The organism is Streptomyces hokutonensis, assembly GCF_000376565.1.
GTDB classification, from domain to species: Bacteria; Actinomycetota; Actinomycetes; order Streptomycetales; family Streptomycetaceae; genus Streptomyces; species Streptomyces hokutonensis.
Window position 1 is genome coordinate 13,460 of record NZ_BARG01000092.1, and the last position, 24,570, is coordinate 38,029.

At 70.8% G+C, this 24,570-nt stretch carries 21 protein-coding genes; 6 read left to right on the top strand and 15 right to left on the bottom strand.

Annotation, left to right across the window (positions count from 1 at the left end; all coding sequences use genetic code 11):
* The first annotated feature begins 93 nt into the window (after positions 1-93).
* Together SSP08S_RS46400 and SSP08S_RS46405 are read left to right on the top strand one after the other, a co-directional pair.
* Positions 94-450, top strand: coding sequence for a PRC-barrel domain-containing protein (locus SSP08S_RS46400; RefSeq protein ID WP_019074499.1), 357 nt, complete (start codon positions 94-96; stop codon positions 448-450).
* 53 nt (positions 451-503) lie between these two features.
* On the top strand, positions 504-791 hold the full coding sequence (locus SSP08S_RS46405; protein WP_019074500.1) for a hypothetical protein: 288 nt from the start codon (positions 504-506) through the stop codon (positions 789-791).
* Here SSP08S_RS46405 and SSP08S_RS46410 read toward each other — a convergent pair.
* The 4 genes from SSP08S_RS46410 to SSP08S_RS46425 form a co-directional block, all read right to left on the bottom strand.
* Positions 788-1,930, bottom strand: coding sequence for a N(5)-(carboxyethyl)ornithine synthase (locus SSP08S_RS46410; protein WP_026179413.1), 1,143 nt, complete (start codon positions 1,928-1,930; stop codon positions 788-790). The two genes, SSP08S_RS46405 and SSP08S_RS46410, sit on opposite strands and share 4 nt — an antisense overlap.
* 135 nt (positions 1,931-2,065) lie before the next feature.
* Positions 2,066-4,120, bottom strand: a complete 2,055-nt coding sequence (locus SSP08S_RS60200) for an eCIS core domain-containing protein (RefSeq protein WP_051106113.1) — start codon at positions 4,118-4,120, stop codon at positions 2,066-2,068.
* 723 nt (positions 4,121-4,843) lie between these two features.
* Positions 4,844-5,779, bottom strand: a complete 936-nt coding sequence (locus SSP08S_RS46420; protein ID WP_019074502.1) for a LysR family transcriptional regulator — start codon at positions 5,777-5,779, stop codon at positions 4,844-4,846.
* Positions 5,780-5,808: 29 nt separating this feature from the next.
* Positions 5,809-7,158 (bottom strand): aminotransferase-like domain-containing protein, encoded by a 1,350-nt coding sequence (locus tag SSP08S_RS46425; RefSeq protein ID WP_019074503.1) that lies wholly within the window; start codon positions 7,156-7,158, stop codon positions 5,809-5,811.
* A 128-nt stretch (positions 7,159-7,286) separates the two neighbouring features.
* On the opposite strand from SSP08S_RS46425, the gene SSP08S_RS46430 reads away from it, so the two are divergent.
* Positions 7,287-7,934: a LysE family translocator gene (locus SSP08S_RS46430; RefSeq protein ID WP_019074504.1), complete on the top strand. Its 648-nt coding sequence runs from the start codon at positions 7,287-7,289 to the stop codon at positions 7,932-7,934.
* Positions 7,935-7,941: 7 nt separating this feature from the next.
* On the opposite strand, the gene SSP08S_RS46435 is transcribed toward SSP08S_RS46430, so the two are convergent.
* From SSP08S_RS46435 to SSP08S_RS46445, 3 genes are all read right to left on the bottom strand, one after another.
* Entirely contained in the window at positions 7,942-9,120 is a 1,179-nt protein-coding gene (locus SSP08S_RS46435) for a cytochrome P450 family protein (RefSeq protein ID WP_019074505.1), read from the bottom strand.
* Between the two features lie 679 nt (positions 9,121-9,799).
* Positions 9,800-10,771, bottom strand: coding sequence for an MBL fold metallo-hydrolase (locus SSP08S_RS46440; RefSeq protein WP_019074506.1), 972 nt, complete (start codon positions 10,769-10,771; stop codon positions 9,800-9,802).
* Between the two features lie 27 nt (positions 10,772-10,798).
* A complete protein-coding gene (locus tag SSP08S_RS46445) occupies positions 10,799-11,686 on the bottom strand; it encodes an MmyB family transcriptional regulator (RefSeq protein WP_019074507.1) in 888 nt (295 codons plus the stop codon).
* A gap of 313 nt (positions 11,687-11,999) precedes the next feature.
* On the opposite strand from SSP08S_RS46445, the gene fabG reads away from it, so the two are divergent.
* Positions 12,000-12,704, top strand: coding sequence for a 3-oxoacyl-ACP reductase FabG (gene fabG / locus SSP08S_RS46450; protein WP_019074508.1), 705 nt, complete (start codon positions 12,000-12,002; stop codon positions 12,702-12,704).
* A 118-nt stretch (positions 12,705-12,822) separates the two neighbouring features.
* Entirely contained in the window at positions 12,823-13,122 is a 300-nt protein-coding gene (locus SSP08S_RS46455) for a hypothetical protein (RefSeq protein ID WP_019074509.1), read from the top strand.
* 492 nt (positions 13,123-13,614) lie between these two features.
* Here the strand turns inward: SSP08S_RS46455 and SSP08S_RS46460 are convergent, their stop codons facing one another.
* A complete protein-coding gene (locus tag SSP08S_RS46460) occupies positions 13,615-14,688 on the bottom strand; it encodes a tartrate dehydrogenase (protein WP_019074510.1) in 1,074 nt (357 codons plus the stop codon).
* Between the two features lie 73 nt (positions 14,689-14,761).
* Positions 14,762-15,667 carry a LysR family transcriptional regulator gene (locus SSP08S_RS46465; protein WP_019074511.1) on the bottom strand — a complete coding sequence of 302 codons (906 nt, stop codon included), beginning with the start codon at positions 15,665-15,667 and terminating at the stop codon, positions 14,762-14,764.
* A 117-nt stretch (positions 15,668-15,784) separates the two neighbouring features.
* Here SSP08S_RS46465 and SSP08S_RS46470 point away from each other — a divergent pair, with 117 nt between their 5' ends.
* Positions 15,785-16,687: an alpha/beta fold hydrolase gene (locus SSP08S_RS46470; RefSeq protein ID WP_019074512.1), complete on the top strand. Its 903-nt coding sequence runs from the start codon at positions 15,785-15,787 to the stop codon at positions 16,685-16,687.
* Positions 16,688-16,940: 253 nt separating this feature from the next.
* Here SSP08S_RS46470 and SSP08S_RS46475 read toward each other — a convergent pair whose 3' ends face one another.
* Genes SSP08S_RS46475 through SSP08S_RS46500 form a run of 6 tightly spaced genes read right to left on the bottom strand, consistent with a single transcriptional unit; the run spans position 16,941 to position 24,422 of the window.
* Positions 16,941-18,794, bottom strand: coding sequence for a S9 family peptidase (locus tag SSP08S_RS46475; RefSeq protein WP_019074513.1), 1,854 nt, complete (start codon positions 18,792-18,794; stop codon positions 16,941-16,943).
* The gene (locus tag SSP08S_RS46480; RefSeq protein WP_019074514.1) at positions 18,791-19,804 is read right to left on the bottom strand and encodes an ABC transporter ATP-binding protein; all 1,014 of its coding nucleotides are present in this window, start codon (positions 19,802-19,804) and stop codon (positions 18,791-18,793) included. The genes SSP08S_RS46475 and SSP08S_RS46480 overlap by 4 nt, the downstream gene beginning before the upstream one ends.
* Positions 19,801-20,814 (bottom strand): ABC transporter ATP-binding protein, encoded by a 1,014-nt coding sequence (locus SSP08S_RS46485; RefSeq protein WP_019074515.1) that lies wholly within the window; start codon positions 20,812-20,814, stop codon positions 19,801-19,803. The genes SSP08S_RS46480 and SSP08S_RS46485 overlap by 4 nt, the downstream gene beginning before the upstream one ends.
* Positions 20,814-21,713, bottom strand: a complete 900-nt coding sequence (locus SSP08S_RS46490; protein ID WP_019074516.1) for an ABC transporter permease — start codon at positions 21,711-21,713, stop codon at positions 20,814-20,816. Before SSP08S_RS46490 ends, SSP08S_RS46485 begins: the two co-directional genes overlap by 1 nt.
* A complete protein-coding gene (locus tag SSP08S_RS46495) occupies positions 21,710-22,678 on the bottom strand; it encodes an ABC transporter permease (protein ID WP_019074517.1) in 969 nt (322 codons plus the stop codon). The genes SSP08S_RS46490 and SSP08S_RS46495 overlap by 4 nt, the downstream gene beginning before the upstream one ends.
* A gap of 31 nt (positions 22,679-22,709) precedes the next feature.
* A complete protein-coding gene (locus SSP08S_RS46500) occupies positions 22,710-24,422 on the bottom strand; it encodes an ABC transporter substrate-binding protein (RefSeq protein ID WP_019074518.1) in 1,713 nt (570 codons plus the stop codon).
* Positions 24,423-24,570: the final 148 nt, after the last annotated feature.

Below are 24,570 nucleotides of genomic sequence, written 5' to 3' on the forward strand. Positions count from 1 at the left end.
TTACCGATCAACGCGACGGAGGCAACCGGGAGCCATGACGGGTCCCATCGCGGGTACCCGGACCACGGGGAACGTACAGAAGGAGTGGGAACCATGCTGCACGCAGCGGATGTCCGGGAGTGGCGCGAGCGCGATGTCGTGGACGCGGAGTCCCACAAGATCGGTGTGCTGGAGGCCGTGTACGTGAACACCCGTACCGACGAGCCGGCCATGGCCACGGTCCGCACCGGACTGCCCACACGGCACCGGCTCACCTTCGTCCCCCTGGACGAAGCGATCCTCGGGCCGGACTACGTCAAGGTCGACTACCCCAAGGCGCTGGTGAAACAGGCCCCTTCGATCGGCACCGACGACGTGCTGCCCGCCGACCAGGAGGAAGCGATCTTCAAGCACTACGGCCTGCCCTACAGCCCCGGCGCCGGCGGCGAACGCCAACTGGCCCGCCGCTGACGCCGCTTGGTGCCGAAAGGTTTCAACCCGGCTTTCCCGGCCACCCGTTGAACATGTCCACACGCTACGGCGGAAGCCCCGCGGGGACGGTCATCTCCGTCATCGCAGACATTGCTGCACTGATCCTGGTCCTGTGGATCGGCCTCTACCTGTTCGACGCCAACACCGCGAACAGCACGGTCGACTGGGTCCACCACGCGGCCAACTGGCTCTCCGGCTGGTCGCACAACCTGTTCACCATCCACTCGGCCGACTGGCGCACGGTGGTCAACTACGGCCTGCCGGCCCTGATCTACCTCTTCATCGGCCACGCGGTGGCCGCCGGCGTCAACCGCGACTAGACCCCCGCGTGCGGGTAGGCGGCCGAACGGTGCTGGAAGGAGAGGATCTTCGGGTTCTGGACGACTCCGTCCCGGATCTCGATGGCCTTGCGGACCGTGACGTCGTCGTCCCACGCCGTGGGCCCGCTCATGACCTTGCGCAGATACGGCAGGAGCGCCTCGCTGATCTCCCAGGTGGCGGAGTTCCAGAGGTGGGAGGGGCTGTGGTCCACCGCGTAGTAGTGGCAGCCGTTCCCGACCGTGGCCATCGGGTCCCCGAAGCCGCTCGGGCGGGCCCACGCGAAGCCCATGCCCTCGTCGCAGGCCACGTCGATGAAGAAGGTCCCCGGCCGGAACAGGGCGAGTTCCTCGTCGTTGACGAACATCAGCGGCGCGTCGGTGTCCTGGAGCACGCAGTTGACGACGATGTCGAACCCGGCGAGGTACTGCCCGAGCGGCACCGGCCCGAGCCCGGTGACGGCCTCCAGGCGCGAGGGATCGTCCTCCCGCTCCTGGAAGTGGCCCATCACGACCGACGGCATCGGCGAGGCCACCGCGGCGGCGGCCCGCTGAGTGAGCACCGTGACGTCGGAGACGCCCATCGCGCCCAGGCCGGTGACCGCGCCGCGCGCCGTGGCGCCGAAGCTGATCACGCAGGCCCGCAGCCGGCGGCCGTAGCTGCCGGTCAGCCCGCCCAGCTGGAGGGCGTGCAGGACCGAGCAGTAGCCGGCCAGCTCGTTGTTCTTGTGGAACACATGGACGCTGAAGGCGCCCGTCGAGGTCCAGTGGTTCATGGCCTCCCAGGCGATCAGGGTCAGCCGGCGGTCGATGCCGATCTGTGTCATCTTCTCGTCCTGCACACAGTGCGGCCAGCCCCACAGCACCTGGCCCTCGCGCAGCTCGGCGAGGTCGTCGTGCATGGGCTTGGGCAGCAGCATGACGTCGCACTCGGCGACCAGTCGCTCACGGGAGCGCAGTCCCGCCACGAGTGGTCGCAGCGCGTCGTCGGCGACGCCGAACCGTTCGCCGTAGCCCTCCTCGAGGTAGATCCGCTCCCGGAGATCCGGGGCGATCCGTTCGAGGTGGCTGGGGTGCAGGGGCAGACGGAACTCGTTCTCCTTGCGGGAGGAGGCGAGTACTCCGAGACTCATCAGACTCATGTGGGGCGGCTCGATTCCGGCCGGACACGTAGACGTTCCGGCCTTGCCGTTCCCCGAGGGCGACGCCGAAACGGCTGACGGCGTGCGAGGTGCGCTCGGTACTGCCACCGTACTCCGTCACAGGCGGGGCCGGATCTACGCGCCGCCCGGCCTGCGGATCAGGTCCCGGTACAGGGCCGCCTGCTCCTCGTCCGTCTTCGCCCCGGCCAGCTCGGACTTCCAGTCCTTCTCCAGGGTCTTCAGCCGCTGCATCCAGTCGCCGAACCTCGTGAGATCGACGAGGCGCTGGTTCTTTTCGAGGGGAGCCTTGCCGCCGAGCTTGTCGTCCTTGTGCCCGCCGACCTGGCTCACCGGGTTGCTGTTCTTCTCGCTGCTCGTCAGGCCGTGCTTGTAGCCGTCGGGAGTCTTTCCCCCGGGCCCCGCGGTCTCGATGCCGACCTGCAACGCCCCGTCCCGCTTGTGGGTGGGCGGCTTGTACCCCATGAACATGTGCCCGTACGACTCGTTCGGCAGGATGGTGTCGCCGTGGTAGTCGGTGTTCCCCAGGCCGCCGAGGGCCATCGGCAGGCCGTAGAGGTGGCTGTGGGGGTCGCCCCAGTTCCGCAAGGTCGCGCCGATCTCGCCCTTCTCCACGAAGTCGCCCCGCGTGCCGTCCGCGCTGTTGTCGCCGATCTTCATGTGATGCGTAGCGAACGCCCGCCGGTACACCGGCTCCTCGGGCGTCGACCTGGGCTCCCAGGGCTTGCGGTTCTCCTTGGTGATGTGCAGCCACTGGGGCAGCTCGTAGCCGTGCTGGCCGTCGGCGAGCTGCGGGACACGGATGTTGACGCGTCCTCCGTAGGCCAGGGCGTGGGCGATGTCGCCCTTGAAGTCCTCGTGGACGCCCGCGTCCGGGTTGTAGACCTCCAGCAGCTCCCTCAGGATCAGGAAGATCTTCGTCAGCACCTCGGTACCGCGCTCGACCCGGTCCCGGTGCTTGCGGGCGTCCGGTACGGCGTCGCTGATACCGGGCGGGAGCATCGTGTTGACGAAGGTCTGGAAGATCTGCTCGTCCCGCTCCCCGGTGAGCCGGTCCTTCTCCTCCTGCGGGGTGGCATCGGCGTGCATGGCCATATGGCGGCCGAGCTGGTAGTCGGAGCGGGTGGGCTTGTCCGGGTCCTTCCCCTCGCCGCGCTCCTCGACGCTCTGCTGCCAGCGCAGGGTGGCCACGAGCAGCCGCATGCCCTCCGGCTGCTTCAGCCAGCTGCGGAAGTCACCCGCCTTGAGGTACGCCAGCGCCTCGGCATGGGTGCAGATCCCCACGGTCTTCAGCCACTTGGGGTCCTCGGCCTCCGCCGCCCCGATCGCCTGAAGCTCCTCCTCCGAGAAACTCGGCCCACTGCGCACCCGCTTGTGGATGACGTCCCGTACGTCTTTGTTCCCGAACGCCTTGCCCTCCCCGACGATCAGCTGCGCGAGCCGGGCGGTGGCCGGGGGCGAGGCGGCGGGCGGGGGAGAGGGCTCGGCCGCCGTCGCGGGCCCTGGCCTGTCCGCCCGCTGCACGGGCATCTCGCCGTCCGCGCTGCGCTGCACCGCCCCCGCCGCTACGGCGGCTCCGGGCAGGGCGAGGTCGGGGGCGGCGCCCCGGGCAAGCTTCCGGCCGTTGGCGCCGGCACTCCGCTCGAACGGGTCGTCCGGGTGGGAGACCTTCTCGCCCGTGCCGTTGAGGGTGCCGGGCACGGGCCCCAGAGCCTGCTGCCTGACATGGTCGACCTCCTCGTACATCACCTCGTCGTCGACCCGGCCGCCGCCGAGCACGATGTGGGACCCGGTGGTGTAGGCGAGTGCACCGAGCTCCTCGGCCGATCGCCGGGCGACCGGCCCGCTGTGCACACGTACATGCCCGAAGCCCATGCCGTACGCCTGCTCGGCACGCTGAAGGATCCGCGATTCCAGGGGACGCCCGGGCGAGCCAACGGCATCCGGAACGGACGACCGCCGCTGCACCGGCACCGCCGCTGCCTCGGTCCCCGTACTTTCCGGCCCTACGGCGTGCTCCTCGCCCCGTGCCCGCTGGATCGCGAGGGTCACCGCGGCGTTTCCGGCGGCCTGTTGGAGCGCGGCGAGGGGAGGGAGGGCGGGGGCCTGCCGGGGCGCGGGGCGTCCGTGGGCTCGATCGGCGCCGGAGTGGTTCTCTCCCTGGATGCGCATGCGCGGTTCCCCTCTGTTCGGCGGGTGCTCTTCCCTCTTACCGGACGGGGGGCGGGTGGCGGGGAGTCCGTAGGGGCAGAAGCGGGGGCAGACTTTCCGGCGTGGTGGACGTGTGATCGCGGGTGGGGCGCGCCCGGGACAGCGCGGGAGTTGCTCGGTCCGATGTCTGGATCCCGGTGGCCGTAGTTCGGCCGGTGCGGGAGTGAGTGCAGGTCGAGGGTGGCCGGTGCCGGCCAGGGGTTGTCGGGGTCTTGTTAGACGGATGCTGGGTGGAGCGGGGTCCGCCGGGGCAGGGTTTTCCGGCGTTGTGGGTGTGTGTGGTGTTCGGTGGGGCGTGCCCGGGTCGGCGCGGAGTTACCCAGCCGGGTGTCCAGGTGCCGGTGGTGTCCTGGCCGGTTGTCGTGGTGGTGAGGTGGGTGCGGAGGGTGGGCAGTGCTGGGGGTGTCGCGGGCTTGTTGGACGGATGCTGGGTGGAGCGGAGTGCGTCGGGGCGGACTTTTCGGCGTGTGGGCGTGCCCGGGTCAGTGCGGTGTCACCCAGCCCTGTGTCCAGGTCCCGGCGGTGTCCTGGTCGGTCGTCGTGGTGGTGAGGTGGGTGCGGAGGGTGGGCAGCGCTGGGGGTGTCGCGGGCTTGTTGGACGGATTGTCGGGTGGAGCGGGGGCCGCCGGGGCAGGGTTTTCCGGCGTTGTGGGCGTGTGTGGTGTTCGGTGGGGCGTGCCCGGGTCAGCGCGGAGTTACCCAGCCGGGTGTCCAGGTCCCGGCGGCCTCCCGGTCGGCCGGCGTCGTGGCGAGGTGGGTGCGGAGGGCGGCCAGGGCCGGGTGGGGGTTGGCGTGGTGCCAGAGGAGGGAGTGGGGGTATACGGGGGTCGGGTTGGTTACCGGGATGCGGCGGAGGTCGTGGTCGGGGGGCCAGACGAGGCGGGTTCGTGCGGTGGTGAAGGTTGCGAGGGCCGGGGTGTCGGCGATGGTGTCGAGGAGGGCGTCGGAGCCGAAGTTGGGGCCGGTCGCCTCGATCGTGAGGCCGAACTCGGCTACGAGAGCGTCGTAGTAGGCGGTCCACTCGGTTCCAGGGGTGAGGCCGGGCATCCAGATCCGGTGTCCGGTGAGTTCGGCGAGGGTCACCGAGGGGGCGTCCGCCAGGGCGTGGGCGGGGCCGGTGAGGAGCTGGTGCGGTTCGTCGAGCACGCGGACGGACTCGATGTCCTCGGGGAGCGGGCGGCCCGGCATGGCGACCGCGCGGAAGGACGCGTCGATCGCGCCGGACCGGATGGCGGCGACGGCCGTAGCGACGTCGGACAGCATGACCACGTCGAGGTCGATCTCGGGGTGCGCCCGGTGGAAGTCGCGCATCAGGGCCGATGGCGCGACGCGTGAGGCGATCACGTCGACGCGCAGCGGACGGCGGCCGGGGCGCACGGACGCGCTCGCGCGCTCCGCGACGCGCAGCAGCTCGCGCGCGTGGGGCAGGAACGCCTGCCCGTCGATGGTGAGTTCGGCGCCGCGCGGGGCACGCGTGAACAGCCGTACGCCGAGGGCGCGTTCCAGCGCGGCCACGCGTTTGGAGACGGCCTGCTGGCTGATCGACAGGTCCGCGGCGGCTTTCTGGAACTGGCCCGCTTCCGCGACCGCGACGAAGGTACGTACTGCTCCGAGGTCCACGGCGACCCACCTTAGGCAACGACCCCACGTCAGTCGGTGACGAGGTCCTCCGGTGTGGAGCGGGCGAGTTCCGCGAGGGTGGCGAGGGCCCGGGAGAGGGTCTCCGGGGTGGGGGTGGCGAGGCCGAGACGGACGGCGTTGGGGGAGTGGTGGGGGCCGACCGTGAACGCGGCGGCCGGGACCACCCCGATGCCGTGCCGCGCGGCCGCCGCGACGAAGGTGTCCGCACGCCACGGGCGGGGCAGTCGCCACCAGCAGTGGAAGGAGCGGGGATCGCTCCGCACGGCGAACCCCGCGAGCTGCCGGGCCGCGATCCCCTGTCGTACGGCCGCTTCCTTCTGTTTGGCCGCCACCAGCGTCTTCACCGTGCCGTCCTGCTGCCAGCGGTGGGCCACCTCCAGGGCGAACCGGCCCGGGGTGCAGCCGCCGGACCGCAGGGCGGCGACGATCCCGCCCGCCAGGGCGCCGGGTGCTACCGCGAATCCGAGGGTCAGACCGGGGGCGACGCGCTTGGACAGGCTGTCGATCAGGACCGTCAGCTCGGGGGCGTACGCGGCGAGGGGCGGCAGTTCGTCGCGGAGGAAGGCCCAGATGGTGTCCTCGATCGCGGGGATCCCGAGCGCGAGCAGTACTTCGGCCAGGCGCTCGACGCGCTCTGCGGGCATCGTGAGCGAGAGCGGGTTGTGCAGCCTCGGCTGGACGTAGACGGCGTGCAGTGGGGTAGTGGCGTGCGCCTCTTGCACGGCCTCCGGGACGAGTCCGGCGTCGTCCATGGCCAGCGGGACGAGGGTGATGCCGAGGCGGGTGGCGACGGCCTTGACGACGGGGTACGTCAGCTCCTCGACGCCGAGCCGGGCACCCGGCGGTACGAGCGCGGTGACGGCGGCCGCGATCGCCTGCCGTCCGTTGCCCGCGAAGAGGATCCGTGCCGGGTCCGGGCGCCAGCCGCCGCGGGCGAGCGTGTCGGCGGCGGACTCCCGGGCGGCCGGGAAGCCGGAAGTGCCGACCGGCCGCAGGGCGTCCCCGAGGGCGTCGGGCCGTAGGAGACTGCCCAGGCCCTCGGCGAGGAGCGCGTTCTGCTCGGGTACGACCGGGTAGTTGAGCTCCAGGTCGACGCGGCGGCCGTCGGCGGGTTCGGTGAGCGCGGGGGCCGAGCCGGCCGGGTCGGCGGACAGCGCGCGGACGAAGGTGCCGCGGCCCACCTCGCCCACCGTCAGGCCCCGGCGGGCCAGTTCCCGGTACACGCGCGTGGCGGTGGAGTTGGCGATGCCGTGCCGCCGGGCGAACTCGCGCTGCGGGGGGAGCCGGTCACCGGGACGGAGGGCGCCGGACCTGATCTCCCCGGCCACGGCGTCGGCGACGCTCTGGTAGTCCCGCACGGTTCTCCCGCCCTTCTCGCCTTCTTGCCTTTTCGATCGGGTCGATCGGGAGTCAAGCCAATCATTGAATTGCACCGAGTGCAATATAAACATTGCATCGAGGTGCTGGTCTTGAATACGCTCCGAGCATGGTCGAACTGAGCGGCATACTCGGCGTGACGGCGGTGGCTCTGGGCATGGTGCTCACCCCCGGCCCGAACATGATCTATCTCGTCTCCCGCAGCATCACCCAGGGCAGACGCGCCGGGATGGTCTCCCTCGGCGGGGTGGCGCTCGGCTTCATGGTGTATCTGCTCGCCGCGAACCTGGGCCTGTCGGTCGTGTTCGTCGCCGTGCCCGAGCTGTACTTCGCGGTGAAGCTCGCGGGCGCCGGGTACCTCGCCTACCTGGCCTGGAACGCCCTGAAGCCGGGCGGGATCTCCGTCTTCGCCCCGCAGGACGTGCCGCACGACTCACCGCGCAAGCTGTTCATGATGGGCCTGATGACGAACCTGCTCAACCCGAAGATCGCCATCATGTACCTCTCGCTCATCCCCCAGTTCATCGACCTGGACAAGGGCCACGTCCTCCTCCAAGGCCTCGTCCTCGGCTCGGTCCAGATCGTGGTCAGCATCGCGGTCAACCTCGCCATCGTCCTGGCGGCCGGCGCGATCGCCGTCTTCCTCGAGCGCCGCCCCTCCTGGCTCAAGGTGCAGCGCTACGCGATGGGCACGGTGCTGGGCACGCTCGCCGTCTCTCTCGCCATCGACAACTCGGGCCCTGCCAGGGCGAGTTGACGCCACGTCATACGACGACCGGCAGTGACGTGAGGCCGCGCGTCAACCGCGTGTGCCGCCACTCCAGTTGCGCCACGGGACATGCCAGTCGTACGTCGGGGAAGCGGGCGAAGACGGCCCGGAGCGCCAGTTCGCCCTCCGCCCGCGCGAGCGGTGCCCCCAGGCAGCGGTGGATGCCGTGGCCGAAGGCGAGGTGCCCGGTGGCACCGCGGTCGAGGTCGACGCGGTCGGGGTCGGGGAATCGCGCGGGATCGCGGTTGGCGGCGCCGGGCGCGATGAGTACCGGAACGCCGGCGGGGATGTCGGTCCCGCCGAGGGTGAGCGCTTCGGTGCTGTAGCGGAACGTGGCGATCCCGACCGGGGAGTCGAAGCGCAGCAACTCGTCGAGCGCGGTGCCGAACAGCTCCGGTTCGGCCTTCAACCGGGCGAGGGATTCCGGGTGTTGGAGCAGCGCCAGGGCCGCGTTGCCGATGAAGTTGGTGGTGGTCTCGTGCCCGGCCACGAGCAACAGCACGGCGAGCGACACGAGTTCGTCCTCGGTCAGCCGGTCCTGGCCGTCGCGCACCGCGATGAGATCGTCGAGCAGACTCTCGCCGGGGGAGGCGCGCCGGGCGGCGACGAGGTCCGTCATGTACGTGCCGACGGCGTGCGAGGCGGCGTCGATCCGCCGGGGATCCCCCGCGGCGAACAGCTCACCGGACCACCTGTGCACCAGCTCGCGGTCGGCTTCGGGCACCGCGAGCATCTCGCAGATGACGGTGACCGGCAGCGGTACGGCGAGGCCGGCGACGAGGTCAACCGGCCCGTGTTCCGGCCATGCGTCGAGCAGTTCGTCGACGAGACCGGCGATGTAGGGGCGCAGCTTCGCCACGGCCCCCGTGCTGAACGCCTTCGTCACCAGGGCCCGTAGCCGCGCGTGCTCCGGGGGATCGGTGGCCAGCATGTTCCGCGAGACCGCCGGATGGAGGTCGCGGTCGGACAGCCGGCCGGCGAAGAACCGTGCGGTGTTCTTGGAGAGCCGGGGGTCGGCGAACGCCTCCCGGGCCTCCGCGTACCCCGTGACCAGATAGCTGACCCGCCCCGCCGAACCGGTGGGCACCCGCTGCACCGGCGCCGCGCTCCGCAGCCGCGCGTAGGTCGGATAGGGGTCGGCGAAGAACCGGGGGTCCTGCAACGGGTCGGTCACGCTCGCGGGTCCGTTCCTGCGGGGGCAGTTCGTCGGCGACGCTATCCGGGATCGCCTGCGCGTGGGCGCGGGTTCCGCCTGCGGCTCGCTCCCAACCTCCTCCGCGTGTACGACGGCCCGCGGCACCGCGGCCTCCACGATCCGCGTCTCCTTCCGGGGCGACCGCCGAGCCACGTGCGGCGACGCCGACTCGGGTGCGGCCGGGCCGACTTCGGACATCGCCGGTCGTGGGATGCGCGATGCCGCTCGGTGCGGCGGGGTTTCACGGGGTGGGCTCCGCCCGCACCGGAGAAGGTCCAATTGCCCAGCCCCGTATGCCGGTTGACGATCAGGCGGGCCGCCGCCGTGTCCGATGCGTGCCGTCGGGCGGGCCGGGGTCGCGTGCGACCGTGTCTCCCGGCGTCGGCGCGGGAGCCGGCTGAAGGGCCGGGCCCTATCGGGGGTGGGCCCGGCTCTTCATTGGAGAGAGAGGGTCCAATCCCTCCCCGTGTGAGCGAGTTGGCGATCAGGCGGGCGCCGCCGTGTCCGATGCGTGCCGTCGGGCGGGTCGGGCGTCGCGTGCGACCGTGTCTCCCGGCGTCGGCGCGGGAGTCGGCTGAGGGGCCGGGCTCTATCGGGGGTGGGCCCGGCTCTTCAGCGGAGAGAGTTCAATCCCCTCTTCCTGTGAGCGAGTTGACGATCAGGCCGACGCCGCCCGGTCCGACGCCCGTCGCCAGGCGATTCGTGCGGCGAGCGTGAACGGTTCGACCAGGCTCGGGCGCGAAGGGTCCTGGTTGAGGTGGCGGAACTCCGTGGAGAGGGTGATGGCGAGGCGCTCCGGCAGGCCGAGGCCGGGATAGCGGTCCTCGTCGATGAGGATGCGGGCCGCCTCGATCGGGGTCTTGCCCTGGCCGTGCAGCAGGAGTGCCTGGTCGGACAGGTCGTCCAAGTACGCGATGTAGGTGCGCAGTTGGCCGGGCGTCATCAGTGGGCCGTGGCCCGGCACGATCCACTCGGGGTCGAAGGAGAGGACGCGTTCGGCCGCCGCCGCGATCCGGTCGAGCGGGCCGGCCCAGTGGCAGGGGTGGTCGCCGGAGAAGACGATGTCGCCCGCGAACACGACCCGCTGCTCGGGGAGATGGACGACCAGGTCGCCCACGGTGTGGGCGGGGCCCACCTCGTGGAGTTCGACGGGGATCCGGCCGACCGTCAGATCGTGGCGGCCGCTGAACGTCGCGGTGGGCGGCAGGACTCGTATGCCGGAGAAGTCGAACTTCCCGAAGTGGCGGCGGAAGTACCAGCCCAGCGGCTGGTCCGGATCGCTCTCCCACACCAGTGCGTGGAGTTGCTGAGGTGTCGGCTCCACGCACTGGTGCTCGAGTGCCGCGTCCGTCGCGAGGATCTCGCTGCCGGCGAGGCACTGATTGCCCCAGGTGTGGTCGCCGTTGGCGTGTGTGGCCACCACGGTGCCCGGCGCGGTGCCGCCCGTGACCCGGCGGGCCGCGGCGAGTAAGGCCTCGGTCAGGGCGGGCGTGTACGGCGTGTCCACGAGGAGGGCCTCGCCGTCCGAGTGGACCAGGCCGCAGTTGGCCAGACCCCAGGTGTCCACGCCGTCGGGGGCCCACATGTGCACGCCGGCCGTGATCTCGTGGAGCTGGGTTGCGTCAGTCATGGGGACGCATTCTTGCCGGACCGGACTTCACGCGGCAACGGGGCGCTGCGAGGGCTCGAAGACGAGGAACAGGAACCGGGCCCCGGGTGAGCCGAAGGGCTGCGCCGCACACATCGTCACCACTCCCAGCTGGGACACCTCGTGGTGCTCGCAGCAGCGGTCCCGTCGGTCCTCCTCGCCCTCCGGGACGACAAATCCCGCGTGGCGCATGAGACGTGAGTCACCGTCAGGATGGACGTAGGCGATTTTGTGGTTGCGGTAGATGGGGCCCGCGACGGGATCGTCGTTGACCTCCTGGTCCAGCTGCTGGAGGTCCTTGTTGTCGGGGTGCGAGGCCACGGCCGTGCGCAGCTGGGCGGCGACCGGCTCGGCCCACCGCTTCTCCCACTGCACCAGATGATGCTCGCGGGCGTCCTCACGCAGCAGCATCCAGCGGATCAGGTTCTGCTCGGGCAGACGCGCGGGTCTGCCCGGTTCCTGCGGGAACATCCGGACGAAGTCGTCGTTGGCCGCCAGGACGTTCCAGGCGACGTCATTGGCGTAGCAGGGCTGGCCGGAAACGCGCTCGATCGCCGTCTGCCAGGCTGGGGCGACGCTGCTGCCCGCCGACGGGTCCATGGGGAACGGCGGTTCGTAGCCCAGGGCGTAGACGTACAAGGCGGTGCGCTCGCGCTCCTCCATCCGCAGGGCCTGGGCGACGTTGTCGAGGAACTCCGCGGTGGGCGACGGCATTTCACCCCGCTCGAGGTCGGCGTAGGTGCGTTCGGAGACGTACAGCACCTGGGCCACCTGTGCCTGCGACAGACCCGTGGAACGGCGCCCCCGTCCGCTGCGCTGCGGCCACCCGAGCTCCACCGGGTCTATCTGGGCCCGCTTCCAGCGCAGCAGCCTCTGCAGCGCCTCCTTGTTGTCCAACTCGGAACCTCTCCCGTGGCGCCCGCCGGGCCGCCGACTCAATTACCGGAAAACCGTTTTCCGGAAAATCCGGAACCGGAAAAAACAGCGCCTGGTGTGCTCGACGCCGATGCAGAAAGATCACTCACCGGGTCGTTCGCGTTGCTGGGGACGCGAAGTCCCTGACTGCGAGGGGGGCGTGGTTCGACATGCGGTGGCCGATCCGACGCCATTCATCACCTACAGTGACGGCTCAACTGATCTCGTTACAGTCGAGTACTGGCCAGATTGCCGTCGCTCACCGGCCGCACTTTTCAGACCGGAAAGGCATTCTGTGTCCCGTTCAGTCCTGATCACCGGTGGCGGTCGCGGTATCGGCCTGGCCGTCGCACGTCGTATGGCGGCCGCCGGTGACCGTGTCGCCGTGACGTACCGGAGCGGCGAGCCGCCCGAGGGCCTGCTCGCGGTGCGGTGCGACATCACCGACACCGACCAGGTCGACGTCGCCTTCAAACAGGTCGAGGCGGAACACGGCCCGGTCGAGGTCCTGATATCCAACGCCGGAATCATCAAGGACCAGCTGCTGCTGCGCATGTCCGAGGCGGATTTCACCGAGGTCGTCGACACCAACCTCACCGGTGCCTTCCGGGTCGTCAAACGAGCCAGTCGGGGAATGCTCCGCGCGAAGAAGGGCCGCGTCGTGTTCATCTCCTCCGCCGTCGCCCTGCGGGGCGAGAGCGGACAGGCCAACTACGCGGCCTCCAAAGCGGGGTTGATCGGATTCGCCCGCTCGATGGCCAGGGAACTCGGCGTGCGCGGGATCACCTTCAACGTGGTCGCACCCGGTCTCACCGAGACCGCGATGAGCGAGAACCTCACGGAGGAACAGCGCACGCACTTGACCGGCCAGATTCCCCTCGGCCGCCTCGCCAGGCCCGAAGAGGTCGCCGCGGCCGTCGCGTTCCTGGCCTCCGACGACGCCGGTTACATCACCGGCGCCGTTCTGCCGGTCGACGGGGGAGCCGGGATGGGCCATTAGCGCCACATTCACCGACGGTCGGGTCGGATACGCACCGCGCCAACTGCTCTCCGCCGACTGTCCCTTCCTCACCCACCGCCAAGGAGTTCTGAGTATGCGCGGGCCGACTGCGCGGAATATGTATCACTTGACCGTCGACGACTTCACCGACGAGGACGTCGCCGAATTCCACCGTCTGATGAGCGAGTTGCTGACCAAGTGCGCCTCGGTGGGGGAGCAGCACGCGCCGGAAGGAACCTGGGTTCCGTCCACCGCCGGTCTCTTCGACCAGATGGCCGAGTCCATGCAGCTGGTCGCCGAGGTCTCCCGGGCCCTCAACCACACCCGCGCCGGCATCCGCCGGGTCGGCGGCCGGGCACGCCAACGGCTCTACGACCGCGTCAGCGGCAGTCACGAGAGGCCCGCCGGACCGGCCTGACCGACCACTCCCGGAAGTGCTCGGGCTTTCCCGCGAAGCCCTGAAGCCGCCGGGAGCGCATGTCCCGGGCGGGGGTCGGCCGGCAGGAGGGAAGCCTACCGGCCCCCGCTCGAATTCCCGCTCCGTGTATTTTCTGTTCCTGCCGGGGCGACGGCGGCGACACGGATCGGGCCCTTGTCGCCCGCGGCGGGCAGTTCGCTGTAGCGAGTGAGTGTGGCGAACACTGCTGAGGGCAGCGGCTCGCGCCAGGCAGCAAGGGTGCTCTCGTACGGGGTGCGCTTCACGTAGCCGGCACCGCGGAGGTCTTCGGCGTGCGGGCGGGATCGGCCGTGCGGTCCAGGCCGGTGGCACTGGGGGTCGGGGCGGCGCACCGTAATCGCACCGGTCTCCGGTACACCATCAACTTCCCTCATCCACAAGCGAGTTGCCCCCGCAGGAAGCGCAGCGGCCGTGTCGCCGGCGGTACCACGAACCCGGCGGAGTCCGTCCCCGTCACAGCAGATCGATCAGCCCCGCCGTGAACTCCGCCGTCGTCGCCGTGCCGCCGAGGTCCGGGGTGCGCAGCCGGGTCGTGGACAGGAGGACGGCGATCGCGTCGGTGACGGTTCCGGCCGCCTCGGGGTGGCCGAGGTGGTCCAGCATCATCGCGGCGGACCAGATGGCGCCGAGCGGGTTGGCCGTGCCGCGCCCGGCGATGTCGGGGGCCGAACCGTGCACCGGCTCGAACATGGAGGGGAAGTCCCGCTCGGGGTTGAGGTTGGCCGCGGGCGCGATGCCGATGCTGCCGGCGATCGCCGCCGCCAGGTCGCTGAGGATGTCCCCGAAGAGATTCGAGGCGACGACGACGTCGAAGCGGCCCGGGTCCAGCACGAACTTCGCGGCCAGCGCGTCGATGTGCTCCTGGTCCCACGTCACCCCCGGGTGCAGGGCGGCGCGTTCGGCGACGAGCTCGTCCCAGAAGGGCATCGTGTGCACGATCCCGTTGGACTTCGTCGCCGAGGTCAGCCGACCGGACCGGCCGGCGGCCAGCTCGAAGGCGTAGTCCACGATCCGGGTCACGCCCTTGCGCGTGAACACCGCCTCCTGCACGGCCGTCTCCTCCGGCAGCCCCCGGTACAGCCGCCCGCCGATCTCGCCGTACTCGCCCTCGACGTTCTCCCGTACGACGACGAAGTCCACCTCGCCCGGCCGGGCCTCGCGCAGCGGGCTGGGCACGCCGTCGAAGACGCGGATCGGGCGCAGGTTCACGTACTGCTGGAAGCCGCGCCGGATGGGGATCAGCAGACCCCACAGCGAGACATGGTCCGGGACCCCGGGGTAGCCGACCGCGCCGAGCAGGATCGCGTCGTGCCCGCGGATCAGCTCCAGCCCGTCGGCCGGCATCATCGAGCCCTCGGCGAGGAAACGCTCGCAGGACCAGTCGAAGGTGTCGTAGGAGAGCGCGATGCCGTGGCGGGCGGTGACGGCGTCCAGCACCCGGCGGGCCGCGGGGACGACCTCGGCGCCGATGCCGTCGCCGGGGATCAGGGCGATGCGGTGCTTCTTCAGACGAGCGAGGGGAGACATGGGAGAGATTGCAGCAACGGTTCGTCCGGCGCGTCCAAGACCGGCTGCCCATGTGCCTTATAGGCGGCGCTTATTAAGGGGTTTCTACGGCCGTTTCGGCGTCCGCCGTCAGCGCCGTGCGCAGGAACGCCTCCGCCGCCGGGGTCGTCGCGCCGTGCCGGGCGACCAGCGTCACCCGCAGGCTGGTACGCGGCTCCAGGTCCAGCACCCGGACGCCCGCCTGCCGGGCCAGCTCCCGCCAGGCGTCGGTGACCACGGCGAGACCCGCGCCCGCCAGGACCAGCGGCAGGATCGCCACCCGGTGCTCGGTCTCGACCGCGAGGGTCACCTTCACGCCCTCGGCGATCAGGTCGTCGACGTACCGGCGCATCCCGGTGCCCTGCTGCCCGACGATCAGCCGTTGCCCGGCGAGGTCATTCCGACCCACGACGGTCGTGTCCGGGGCGAAGGGGCCGTCCGGGGGCGCGAGCAGGACGAACCGCTGCTCGGGGAGGGGGTGGGTGCGGACTTCTGTGTCCGGGGGCGCGGCGGGGGAGGCCAGCAGCCCCAGCTCCGTCACGCCCGTGCGCACCATCTCGGTCACGTCCCGGGGCGTGAACGCGGCCCGTACGGTCACCGACACCTCCGGATGGGCCCGGTGGAAGCGGCTGATCATCCCGGTGAGCGGGGCGACGGCCTGGGAGGGCATGGCCGCGATCTCCACCCGGCCGGTGCGCAGCCCGTGCACCGACTCCACGCTGGTCCGGGCCAGTTCGAGGCCCCGGACCGCTGTCCGGGCCGGCTCGATGAGCGCCGTACCGGCCTCGGTGAGGACGACCCGGCGGCCGATCCGGTGGAACAGCTCGCTGCCCAGGTCACGCTCCAGGGTGCGGATCGCCTGGGAGAGCGAGGGCTGGGAGAGGTAGAGCGCGGTCGCCGCACGGTTGAAGCCGCCGTGGTCGACGACTGCGAGGAAGTACTCCAGCTGCCGGACGTCCATGCTGCCGCCTTCCCTCGCAAGCACGTGTCCTTCAAGAGGCCGTCGATAGGCCGTGCCTATATGCATTGTCGGCCACGGGTCTTGGACGGGCCCGCCCGGCCCTGCTGGGATCGGGCCATGAAGAGTCTGCTGCCCGCCTCGTTCGCCCGGCACACGGTCGACGCGGACGGTGTCCGTATCAACACCCTCGTGGGAGGGGACGGGCCGCCGGTCCTGCTACTGCACGGCTACCCCCAGACCCACGCCATCTGGCACCACATCGCCCCGCGCCTGGCCGAGACCCACACCGTGGTCCTCACCGACCTGCGCGGCTACGGCGACAGCGACAAACCGCCGTCCGACGCCGGGCACACCCCGTACGCCAAACGGGCCATGGCCCGCGACCAGCTGCTGGTCATGCGGGAGCTGGGCTTCGAGCGGTTCGCGGTGGTCGGGCACGACCGGGGCGGCCGGGTCGCCCACCGCCTGGCGCTCGACCATCCCCGGGCGGTCTCCGCCCTAGCGGTCCTGGACATCGTGCCGACCCGCCACGCCTACCGGCACGCCGACGCCGACTTCGGGCGCGGCTACTACCACTGGTTCTTCCTGACCGCGGGCAACGGCATCCCCGAGCACCTGATCGGCGCCGACCCGGAGTTCTGGATCCGGGCCCGGATGGGCGCCCGGCACCACGGCGGCACCCCCTTCGACCCGGACGCCCAGGCCGAGTACGTGCGCTGCTTCTCCGACCCGGCCGCGATCCACGCCTCCTGCGAGGACTACCGCGCGGCCGGCTCGATCGACCTCGACCACGACGAGGAGGACGCGACAGCAGGCCGCCGACTCACCCAGCCACTGCTCACCCTCTGGGGCAAGCACAGCTTCGTAGGCCGCCACTACGACGTCCCGGCCGTCTGGTCCGACTACGCCGACGACGTCACCGGCGCCGCGCTGCCCTGCGACCACTACGTCCCGGAGGAGGCCCCGGAGGAGACCTTCGGCCACCTCCGGTCCTTCCTTGCGGCTCACAACGCGCTTTGATTCCAAGGGGGTTGGACCCTGGGTTGTCCGTTCGAGGCCGCATCTGGGTATGCCCGGTCGGCGCTTTGACTCGTGGGGTCGTCTTGTGGCTGCCGTTGTGCCAGTCGGCGATCACGTTTCCGAGGAGGCCCGGAGGCGACCCTCGGCCACCTCCGGTCCTTCCTGACGGCTCACAACTCGCCCTGAATCCAAGGAGGTTGGCCCAGGGCTGCCCGGATGAGGCCTTCGGCCACCTCCGGTCCTTCCTTGCGGCTCACAACGCGCCCTGGCTCCAAGGCTGTTGGGCGAGGGCGGCACGGACGAGGCCGAGCATTCTGGACTGCTCGGCCAGGGCCTTGACCCGGCCGGTCGTTTCGTGGCCGCCGCTGTACCAGTCGACGACGATGTCTCCTCCGACCGCGCGCAGCGCCTCCTCGTAGCGGCGTACCTGCTTGGGCGGGGTGCGGGTGTCGTGGGTGGCCTGGTTGATCCAGACCGGTGCGACGACATCGGAGACGTAGGTGATGGGGGACGCCCGTACGAAGCGGTCCAGGCCGTCCTCCGGCTTCGCTCCGAAGAACGACGACCAGGCCGCGCGCAGCGCCGGGTTCATGTCCTCGTAGCCCGTCAGCCAGTCCGCCATCGGTACGTGCGCCAGCCCGCCGGCGAAGAGTCCAGGCAGCCGTCCCATGGACAGGAGCGTCAGGAAACCGCCGTAGGACGCGCCCGTGACGAAGACCTTGCTGGGGGCCGCGACGCCCTCGGCGATCAGCCGGCGGACCGCCGCCTCGATGTCCTCCAGCTCCCGGTCGCCGATCGCCGGCATGAAGCCCTCGCGGAAGCGCCGCCCGAAGGTGACCGAACCCCGGTAGTTCAGGGAGGCGTAGGCCACGCCGTTGTCCAGCCAGGCCTGGGCGGCGGGGTCGTAACTGTCGACCGACACCATGTTGGGGCCGCCGTGCAGATGCAGGACCAGGGGGCCGGGACCCGTGGTCCGGCGCGGTCGGGCCCACCACAGTTGGACGTACGTGCCGTCCGTCGAGCGGACCTGGTTCGACGTGAACGGCACGCCGTCCAGGTCGAGTTGGGGGAAGAGTACGGGCACGGGCGCCGAGTCCGGGCCGGTGGCGTGCAGCACGCGCAGCGGGGAGTTGGAGCGCTGGTGCAGGAGGCGCACGGTGCTTCCGGGGCCGTAGTGCGAGGCCCACAGGTGGAGGTGCGCGTTCGCCACGTCCGGCTCGAAGTACGCACCCGGCGGATGGTCAAGCGGCCGGAGCGTGCCCGACTCCAGGTCGGCCTCCATGACCCGGTGGATCCCGGCGTCCACGTGCACGGCCAGGATCCGGGTGGCGTCGTCGGACCAGTCCAACGGGACCAGATCGCCCCGGAGTTGAGGGGCGCCGATGTCGATGCGGGTGCCGCGTACGGGATGCCACACGCAGGGACGGGCGAACCCGGTGCGCTCGGTGGCGACGAGTATCCGGTCGTCGCCCGGGAGGGGGGAGTACCGCACTCCGCGCACGGGTGCCTCGGGACCGTCGGTGAGTCGGTCGAGCACCTCGCCCGTCGCGGTGTCGACGACGGTGACCGCGAATCTGCGGACGCCGGGGTTGTGGTCGGTGGTGTCGACGGAGGCGCGCGTGCCGTCCGTCGAGACCAGGCCGTTCCACGCCTCGTGCGGCGACCGGAACAGCAGCTCGGGCTCGGCGGAACCGTCCGTGCTCAGCAGCCACAGGCTGAAACCGTCCTCCGCCGCGCACGTGATTACGGCCCGGTCCGCCCGCCCCGCCACGTCGATGCCGCGCAGGATGTACGGCGGCAGATCCGGGGTGAGATCACGGCTGTCGTCGGCATCCAGGCCGGTCGCGTGCACATGGCCGACCTCGGAGCCGTTGTCGTCGTGCAGCGCCAGGATCTGCTCGCCGTCGGAGGTGAGAACGGCCTGCACGAGGTCGCCCGACGTCACCTCGCTCAGCGGCCGGACCGTGCCGCTCCCGGCCTCCCACAGCGACAGCCGGGGACCGTCCTCGCTCTCCACGACGATCAGGGACCGGTCGCCCGGACCGCGCCCCCGCCGTACGGCATGGGGTCGTTCGGCGGTGAAGAACCGCTGCCAGTCGCTGCTCATGGTGTGGTGACCTCCTCGGGTCGGTCCGGGCTTGCCGGGGGCAGGGCGTCGGGAAAGTGACAGGCGGTCAGCAGGCCGTCGCCCTGCTCCACGAGGGCGGGCGTCGCCTCGGCGCACACGTCCCGCGCCTTCCAGCAGCGGGTGCGGAACCGGCAGCCGGACGGCGGGGCCAGCGGGCTGGGCAGATCGCCGTCCAGGACGATCCGCCTCCGCGCCCGCTGAAGACGCGGATCGGGAATGGGTACGGCGGACAGCAGGGCCTGGGTGTAGGGATGGCGCGGCCGGGTGAACAGCGCGTCCACAGGCCCCTGTTCGACGATCCGCCCGAGATACATGACCGCGACCCGGTCGCTGATCTGCCGGACCACCGACAGGTCGTGCGCGACGAACAGATAGGTCAGGCCCAGCTCCTGCTGAAGGTCCTCCAGCAGGTTGATCACCCCGGCCTGCACGCTGACGTCCAGCGCGCTGACCGGTTCGTCGAGGACCAGCACCTCCGGTTCGACGGCGAGTGCGCGGGCGATGCCGATGCGCTGCCGCTGGCCGCCGGAGAACTGGTGCGGGTGGCGGTGCGCGTGCCCCGGGTCCAGATCCACCAACTCCAGGAGTTCCCGCACCCGTTCGTTCTCCCGGCCCCGGTGCAGACCGTGGATCCGCAGCGGCTCGGCGAGCGCCGCGTGCACGGTGAGCTTCGGGTTGAGGGAGGCGTACGGGTCCTGGAACACGAACTGGATCCGTCGGCGTACGCCTGCCAGCTCCCGTCGCCCGGCCGCCGTCACGTCCGTGTCGAACAGCATGATCCGGCCGGCCGCCGGGTCGGTCAGCCGGACGAGACAGCGGCCCAGGGTGCTCTTGCCGCAGCCGGTCTCGCCGACCAGGCCCAGGGTGGTGCCGCGCGGGACGACGAGGTCGACCCCGGAGACGGCCCGGACGGTCTGCGCGTGCCGTCCGCGCCGGCCGGTGGTGTACTCGGCCACCAGCCCCTCGACGGTCAGTGCCGGTGCGGTCATGGCGTCACGCTCGCGATCTCGTGCACCCGCACACAGGCGGCCGTGTGGCCCTCGCCGACCGGGACCGGCGGGGGGCTCTCGGCGCACCGTTCGTCGGTGTGCGGGCAGCGGTTCTGGAAGGGACACCCGGGAGGCCGCTCGTTCGGCGAGGGCAACTGGCCGGCGATCTGGGCCAGCCGCCGGGTGCTGCGGTCGATCCTCGGCAGCGCGGCGAGCAGGCCGCGCGTGTAGGGGTGGGCCGGCTCGTAGAAGAGGGGCTCGACCGGGGCCTCCTCCATCTTCCGCCCGCAGTACAGGACCAGGACGCGGTCGGCGAGGCCGGCCACCACGCCCAGGTCGTGGGTGATCAGCAGGATCGCGGACTTCGTACGGTCCTGGACCCGCGCCAGGACGTCGAGGACCTGGGCCTGCACGGTGACGTCGAGCGCGGTGGTCGGCTCGTCGGCGATGAGGACGTCCGGCTCGTTGGCGATACCGGTGGCGATCATCACGCGCTGGCGCATACCGCCCGACAACTCGTGCGGATACTGGCCCGCCCGGGTCCGGGCGTCGGGGATGCCGACCAGGTCGAGCAGTTCGACGGCCCGTTCCCGCAGGGCGGCGCGGGACACGGACGGATCGTGCACGCTCACCGCCTCGGCGAGCTGGGCGCCGACCGTCATCATCGGGTTCAGCGCGGCCAGCGCGTCCTGGAAGACCATGGCGATACGCCGGCCGCGCACTTCGCGCAGCTCCCGGTCGGACAGGTCCAGCAGCTCCCGGCCGCGGAACCGCACCGAGCCCGAGGCCGTGGCGTTGCGCGGCAGCAGCCCCATCAACGCGAGCGAGGCGGCGCTCTTCCCGGAGCCGGACTCCCCGACGATGGACAGGGTCTCCCCGGCGTGCAGGTCGAAGGAGAGCCGGTCGAGGGCGGCCACGGGACCGGCGTCGGTGCGGTAGCTGACGCTCAGATCGCGGACCGAGAGCAGCGGGGCCGCCGTAGCGCCGCTGTCTTCGGTGACGGGTCCCATCACTGCCTGCCTTGGGGGTCGAGCGCGTCGCGCAGTCCGTCGCCGAGGAAGTTCACGGCGAGCACGGTGACGAGGATCGCCAGTCCGGGGACGTACAGGAGATAGGCCTGCGAGGTGCCGATCAGCCCGGCGGCCTGGGTGAGCATGTTGCCCCAGCTCGACCGGGGCGGCTGGACGCCGTAGCCGAGGAAGCTGACGGTGGATTCGAGGATGATCGCCGTGGCCACCGACAGGGACACGTTGACCACGATCAGGCCGGTCAGATTGGGCAGCAGATGCCGTACGACGATCCGCGGGCCGGAGGCGCCGATGACCCGGGCCGCCTCCACGAACTCCTGGTGGCGCAGCTGGATCACCCGGGCCCGGACGACCCGGGCGATCAGGGTCCAGCCGAGGCTGCTCAGCACCACGACGATGGTCAGCGGCGAGGGGCCGAGCCCTTGCAGGGACACCGCCAGGACGGCGACCGGGGGCACGATCAGGAACAGGTCGGCCACCCGCATGATCACCTCGTCGGGCCAGCCGCCGAGATACCCGGCCACCGCGCCGGCCGCCGTCCCCACCAGGGTGGCCAGCAGGGCGACGCCGAGGCCGATCGCAAGCGAGAGCTGACCGGCGTAGAACATCTCGCTGAGGTAGTCGCGGCCGAGGGAGTCGGTGCCCAACCAGTGGGCGCCGGACGGTGGTTGGGAGGCTGAGAGGAGGTTCTGGGCGTTGTGCGGGTAGGGCGCGATCCAGGCGGCGCCGAAGCAGCAGACGGCCAGCAGGAGCAGCACGATCAGCGAGGCGACCGCGAGCCGGTGGCGCAGGAAGCGGGACAGGACGACACGGGCGGTGCCCGGATCGCCGGAGACGACGGGCGGCGGGGGCGCCAGGAGCGTGGTGGTGGGCTGGGTCATCGCAGGGCCACCCGGGGATCGAGGAGGGCGTAGGAGAGGTCGGCCAGCAGGTTGAAGAGGATGACGGCGACGGCCACGACGAGCATCCAGGGCAGCAGGACGAAGACGTCCCCGGTCTCCAGCGAGGCGAGGAACAGCTTGCCCATGCCGGGGATCGAGAAGATCTGCTCGGTCACCACGAGCCCGCCGACCAGGGCGGCGGCGTCCATGGCGACGACGGTGACGAAGGGCGCGAGCGCGTTGCGCAGGGCGTGCCGCAGCAGGATGCGGTGGCGGGGGACGCCCTTGGCGCGGGCCGTGCGGACGTAGTTGCTGGACAGCGCCTCCAGGAGGGTGGCGCGGCCGAACCGCGACCAGGACGCGACGAGCCCGACGGTGAGCGTGATCACGGGCAGCACCAGATGGCGCAGGTAGTCGAGGTCGAGTCCGCTGTGGCCGACCGAGTGCAGTCCCACGAAGTACAACGGCGGGTCCGGCAGGCCGAATTGCTGCTTCGGCCAGACCGCGAGCAGTTGGATGAGGACCAGGCCGAACCAGAACGCCGGCATGGCGACACCGAGATAGGACAGGCCCGTCAGCACGTGGTCGCCGACGGTGTACTGGCGGGCCGCCGAGTACAGGCCGATCGCCAGCGCCAGGACGACGGCGAGGGCGACGCCCCACAGGATCAGCTGGAGCGTGGTGCCGAGGGCGTCGCCGACCATCGGCAGTACGGCGCCGCCGGTGCGGGTGCTGATGCCCCAGTCGCCCTGGACGAAGCCCTTGACCCACAGCAGGTACTGCTCGGGCAGGCTGCGGTCGAGCCCGAGGCGGACCGTCTCCCGGTGCAGTGCCGTGGGGTCGACCGACTGGCGCAGTTTCGCCAGCGGGTCGAAGGTCGCCCGCACCGCCCAGAAGAGGACGAACGAGGCGACGCACACCACGGGCACCGAGGCCAGCAGACGGCGCAGGGCGTAGCGGGTCATGGCAGGCCCCTGCGGGGCGGGCGGAGCGGTGTCATTTCGTCAGGCCCCATTCCGCGAGGTTCCACCAGGGGCCCTCCACCGGGTTGATGGAGAGCGGTCCGCCGACGCGGGCGCCGGTGACCAGGATGTTCGGTACGGCGGCCAGTGGCAGCGAGGGCACGTCGTCGGCGATGAGTTTCTCCGCCTTGTGCGACTCCGCGACCCGGGCGGTCTCGTCCAGTTCGGTGTCCACCCGCTCCAGGACCGGGTCCAGGCCCGCGACGCGGATGCGCATGAAGTTGATGCCGGACTGGTCGTTGGCCGCGCTCGGGATGGCCGTGCTGCTGAACGTGGCGGACAGGGTGGGGTTGGGGAAGGAGTCGGTGAGGTTCCACAGGCCCAGCTGGAAGTCGCCGGCGGGGGCGAGCTTGCCGAAGATGTTCGCGGGCGTGGAGTTCTTGATCGTCACCCGGAACCCGGCCTTGCCGAGCTGGGACTGGAGGATCTGCTCGGTCAGCTCACGGCTTTGGTTGCCGGCGAGGGAGGTGACGGTGAACGCGGCCTCCTTGCCGTTCTTCGCCCAGTACCCGCCGCCGTTCTTCGTCCACCCGTCCGCCTTCATCAGCTGTGCCGCCTTGGCCGCGTCGGGCCGGTAGCCGGAGAAGTCGTCGGAGGCGTAGCGGGAGAGCAGCGGCGACATGAAGCTCTGCGCGGGAGCGGTGACGCCGTAGGAGCCGAAGAGGCGCTTGACGATGGCCGCGCGGTCGACCGAGTAGGCGAAGGCCTTGCGGACGGCGGCCGAGTCGAAGGGGAACTTCGCGTTGTTGAGCCACAGGGCCTGGAGATTGCCGGTCCCTGACTGCACCTGCATGTGGGCCGCGCTGCCCAGGGTCTTGATCTGGTCGACGGTGGTGAGCTGCGGGGTGGGGTAGAGGGCGTCGAAGGTGCCGCCGGCGAAGGCCTGGATCGCTGCCGAGGTGTCCGAGGCGAACTGGAAGGTCACCCTGTCCAGGTGCGGTTTGGGGCCCCAGTAGCGGGAGTTGGGGACGAGGGTGACGGAGACGCCCTTCTTCCAGGAGGCGATCTTCCAGGGGCCGCCGCTGAAGGAGTAGCCGTCCTTCATCACGGCGTCGCGGTCCTTGCCCTGGAGGAGATGAGAGGGCAGGACCCCGTAGCTGGCGCCGAAGAGCTGCTTCCAGTTGCCGTAGGGGGACTTGAGGGTGACGACGGCGGTGGTGGCGTCGGGAGTGGCGACCGAGGTGATGCGGTCGTAGCCGCTCTTGTCGAAGATCGCCTTTCCGTCGCGGACCTGGAGAGCGGTGTACTTCAGGTCGGCGGAGGTGATCGGCTTACCGTCGGACCAGACGGCCTTCGGGTTGAGCTTGTAGGTGATCTGCTGCTGGTTCCCGACCAGTTTCGTGGTCGGTTCGGACGCCATCAGGTTCGAGGCGACTGGTGTCCAGTTTCCGCCCTTGAGGCGGACGTCGAACACCTGCGGGACGGTCTGGGTCTGCATCATGTACGTGCCCCAGATGGAGGCTCCGCAGGTGCCGATCCAGTCGGCGCAGTCGGGCTCCTGCTCGGCTCCGATGACGAGGCTTCCCCCTTGCCTGACCGGCAGGTTCGTGGCGGTGTCGGCCTGGGGAGTGGGGGTCCCGGAGGTGCATGCGGTGGCGGTCAGCGCCAGTGCGGTGAGGAGTGCGCCGGCCGCCGGGAGTCTGGCCGGAAGCCGGCCCTGAACGGTCGCTGTGAGCGGTTGAGGCATGGCTGGAAACCTTCCGTGGCGAAGCCGTGGGCTCATCGTAGGGAGCTGCGCAAGACTTAGCAATGGACCTAGGCTAGTAACTATGCGTTCGCCTTGCCCAGGTCTGTGGATAACGTTTTGGTGCAGGCGATAGGGTCGCGACGGCGGC

Bases quoted from the DNA above. Each gene is read 5' to 3' on its own strand.
- SSP08S_RS46430 (WP_019074504.1), top strand. From the start codon at position 7,287: ATGGTCGAACTGAGCGGCATACTCGGCGTGACGGCGGTGGCTCTGGGC.
- SSP08S_RS46490 (WP_019074516.1), bottom strand. From the start codon at position 21,713: ATGACCCAGCCCACCACCACGCTCCTGGCGCCCCCGCCGCCCGTCGTC.
- SSP08S_RS46480 (WP_019074514.1), bottom strand. From the start codon at position 19,804: ATGACCGCACCGGCACTGACCGTCGAGGGGCTGGTGGCCGAGTACACC.
- SSP08S_RS46475 (WP_019074513.1), bottom strand. From the start codon at position 18,794: ATGAGCAGCGACTGGCAGCGGTTCTTCACCGCCGAACGACCCCATGCC.
- SSP08S_RS46410 (WP_026179413.1), bottom strand. From the start codon at position 1,930: ATGAGTCTGATGAGTCTCGGAGTACTCGCCTCCTCCCGCAAGGAGAAC.
- SSP08S_RS46465 (WP_019074511.1), bottom strand. From the start codon at position 15,667: ATGGACGTCCGGCAGCTGGAGTACTTCCTCGCAGTCGTCGACCACGGC.
- SSP08S_RS46455 (WP_019074509.1), top strand. From the start codon at position 12,823: ATGTATCACTTGACCGTCGACGACTTCACCGACGAGGACGTCGCCGAA.
- SSP08S_RS46500 (WP_019074518.1), bottom strand. From the start codon at position 24,422: ATGCCTCAACCGCTCACAGCGACCGTTCAGGGCCGGCTTCCGGCCAGA.
- SSP08S_RS60200 (WP_051106113.1), bottom strand. From the start codon at position 4,120: ATGCGCATCCAGGGAGAGAACCACTCCGGCGCCGATCGAGCCCACGGA.
- SSP08S_RS46400 (WP_019074499.1), top strand. From the start codon at position 94: ATGCTGCACGCAGCGGATGTCCGGGAGTGGCGCGAGCGCGATGTCGTG.
- SSP08S_RS46405 (WP_019074500.1), top strand. From the start codon at position 504: ATGTCCACACGCTACGGCGGAAGCCCCGCGGGGACGGTCATCTCCGTC.
- SSP08S_RS46470 (WP_019074512.1), top strand. From the start codon at position 15,785: ATGAAGAGTCTGCTGCCCGCCTCGTTCGCCCGGCACACGGTCGACGCG.
- SSP08S_RS46485 (WP_019074515.1), bottom strand. From the start codon at position 20,814: ATGGGACCCGTCACCGAAGACAGCGGCGCTACGGCGGCCCCGCTGCTC.
- SSP08S_RS46440 (WP_019074506.1), bottom strand. From the start codon at position 10,771: ATGACTGACGCAACCCAGCTCCACGAGATCACGGCCGGCGTGCACATG.
- SSP08S_RS46460 (WP_019074510.1), bottom strand. From the start codon at position 14,688: ATGTCTCCCCTCGCTCGTCTGAAGAAGCACCGCATCGCCCTGATCCCC.
- SSP08S_RS46495 (WP_019074517.1), bottom strand. From the start codon at position 22,678: ATGACCCGCTACGCCCTGCGCCGTCTGCTGGCCTCGGTGCCCGTGGTG.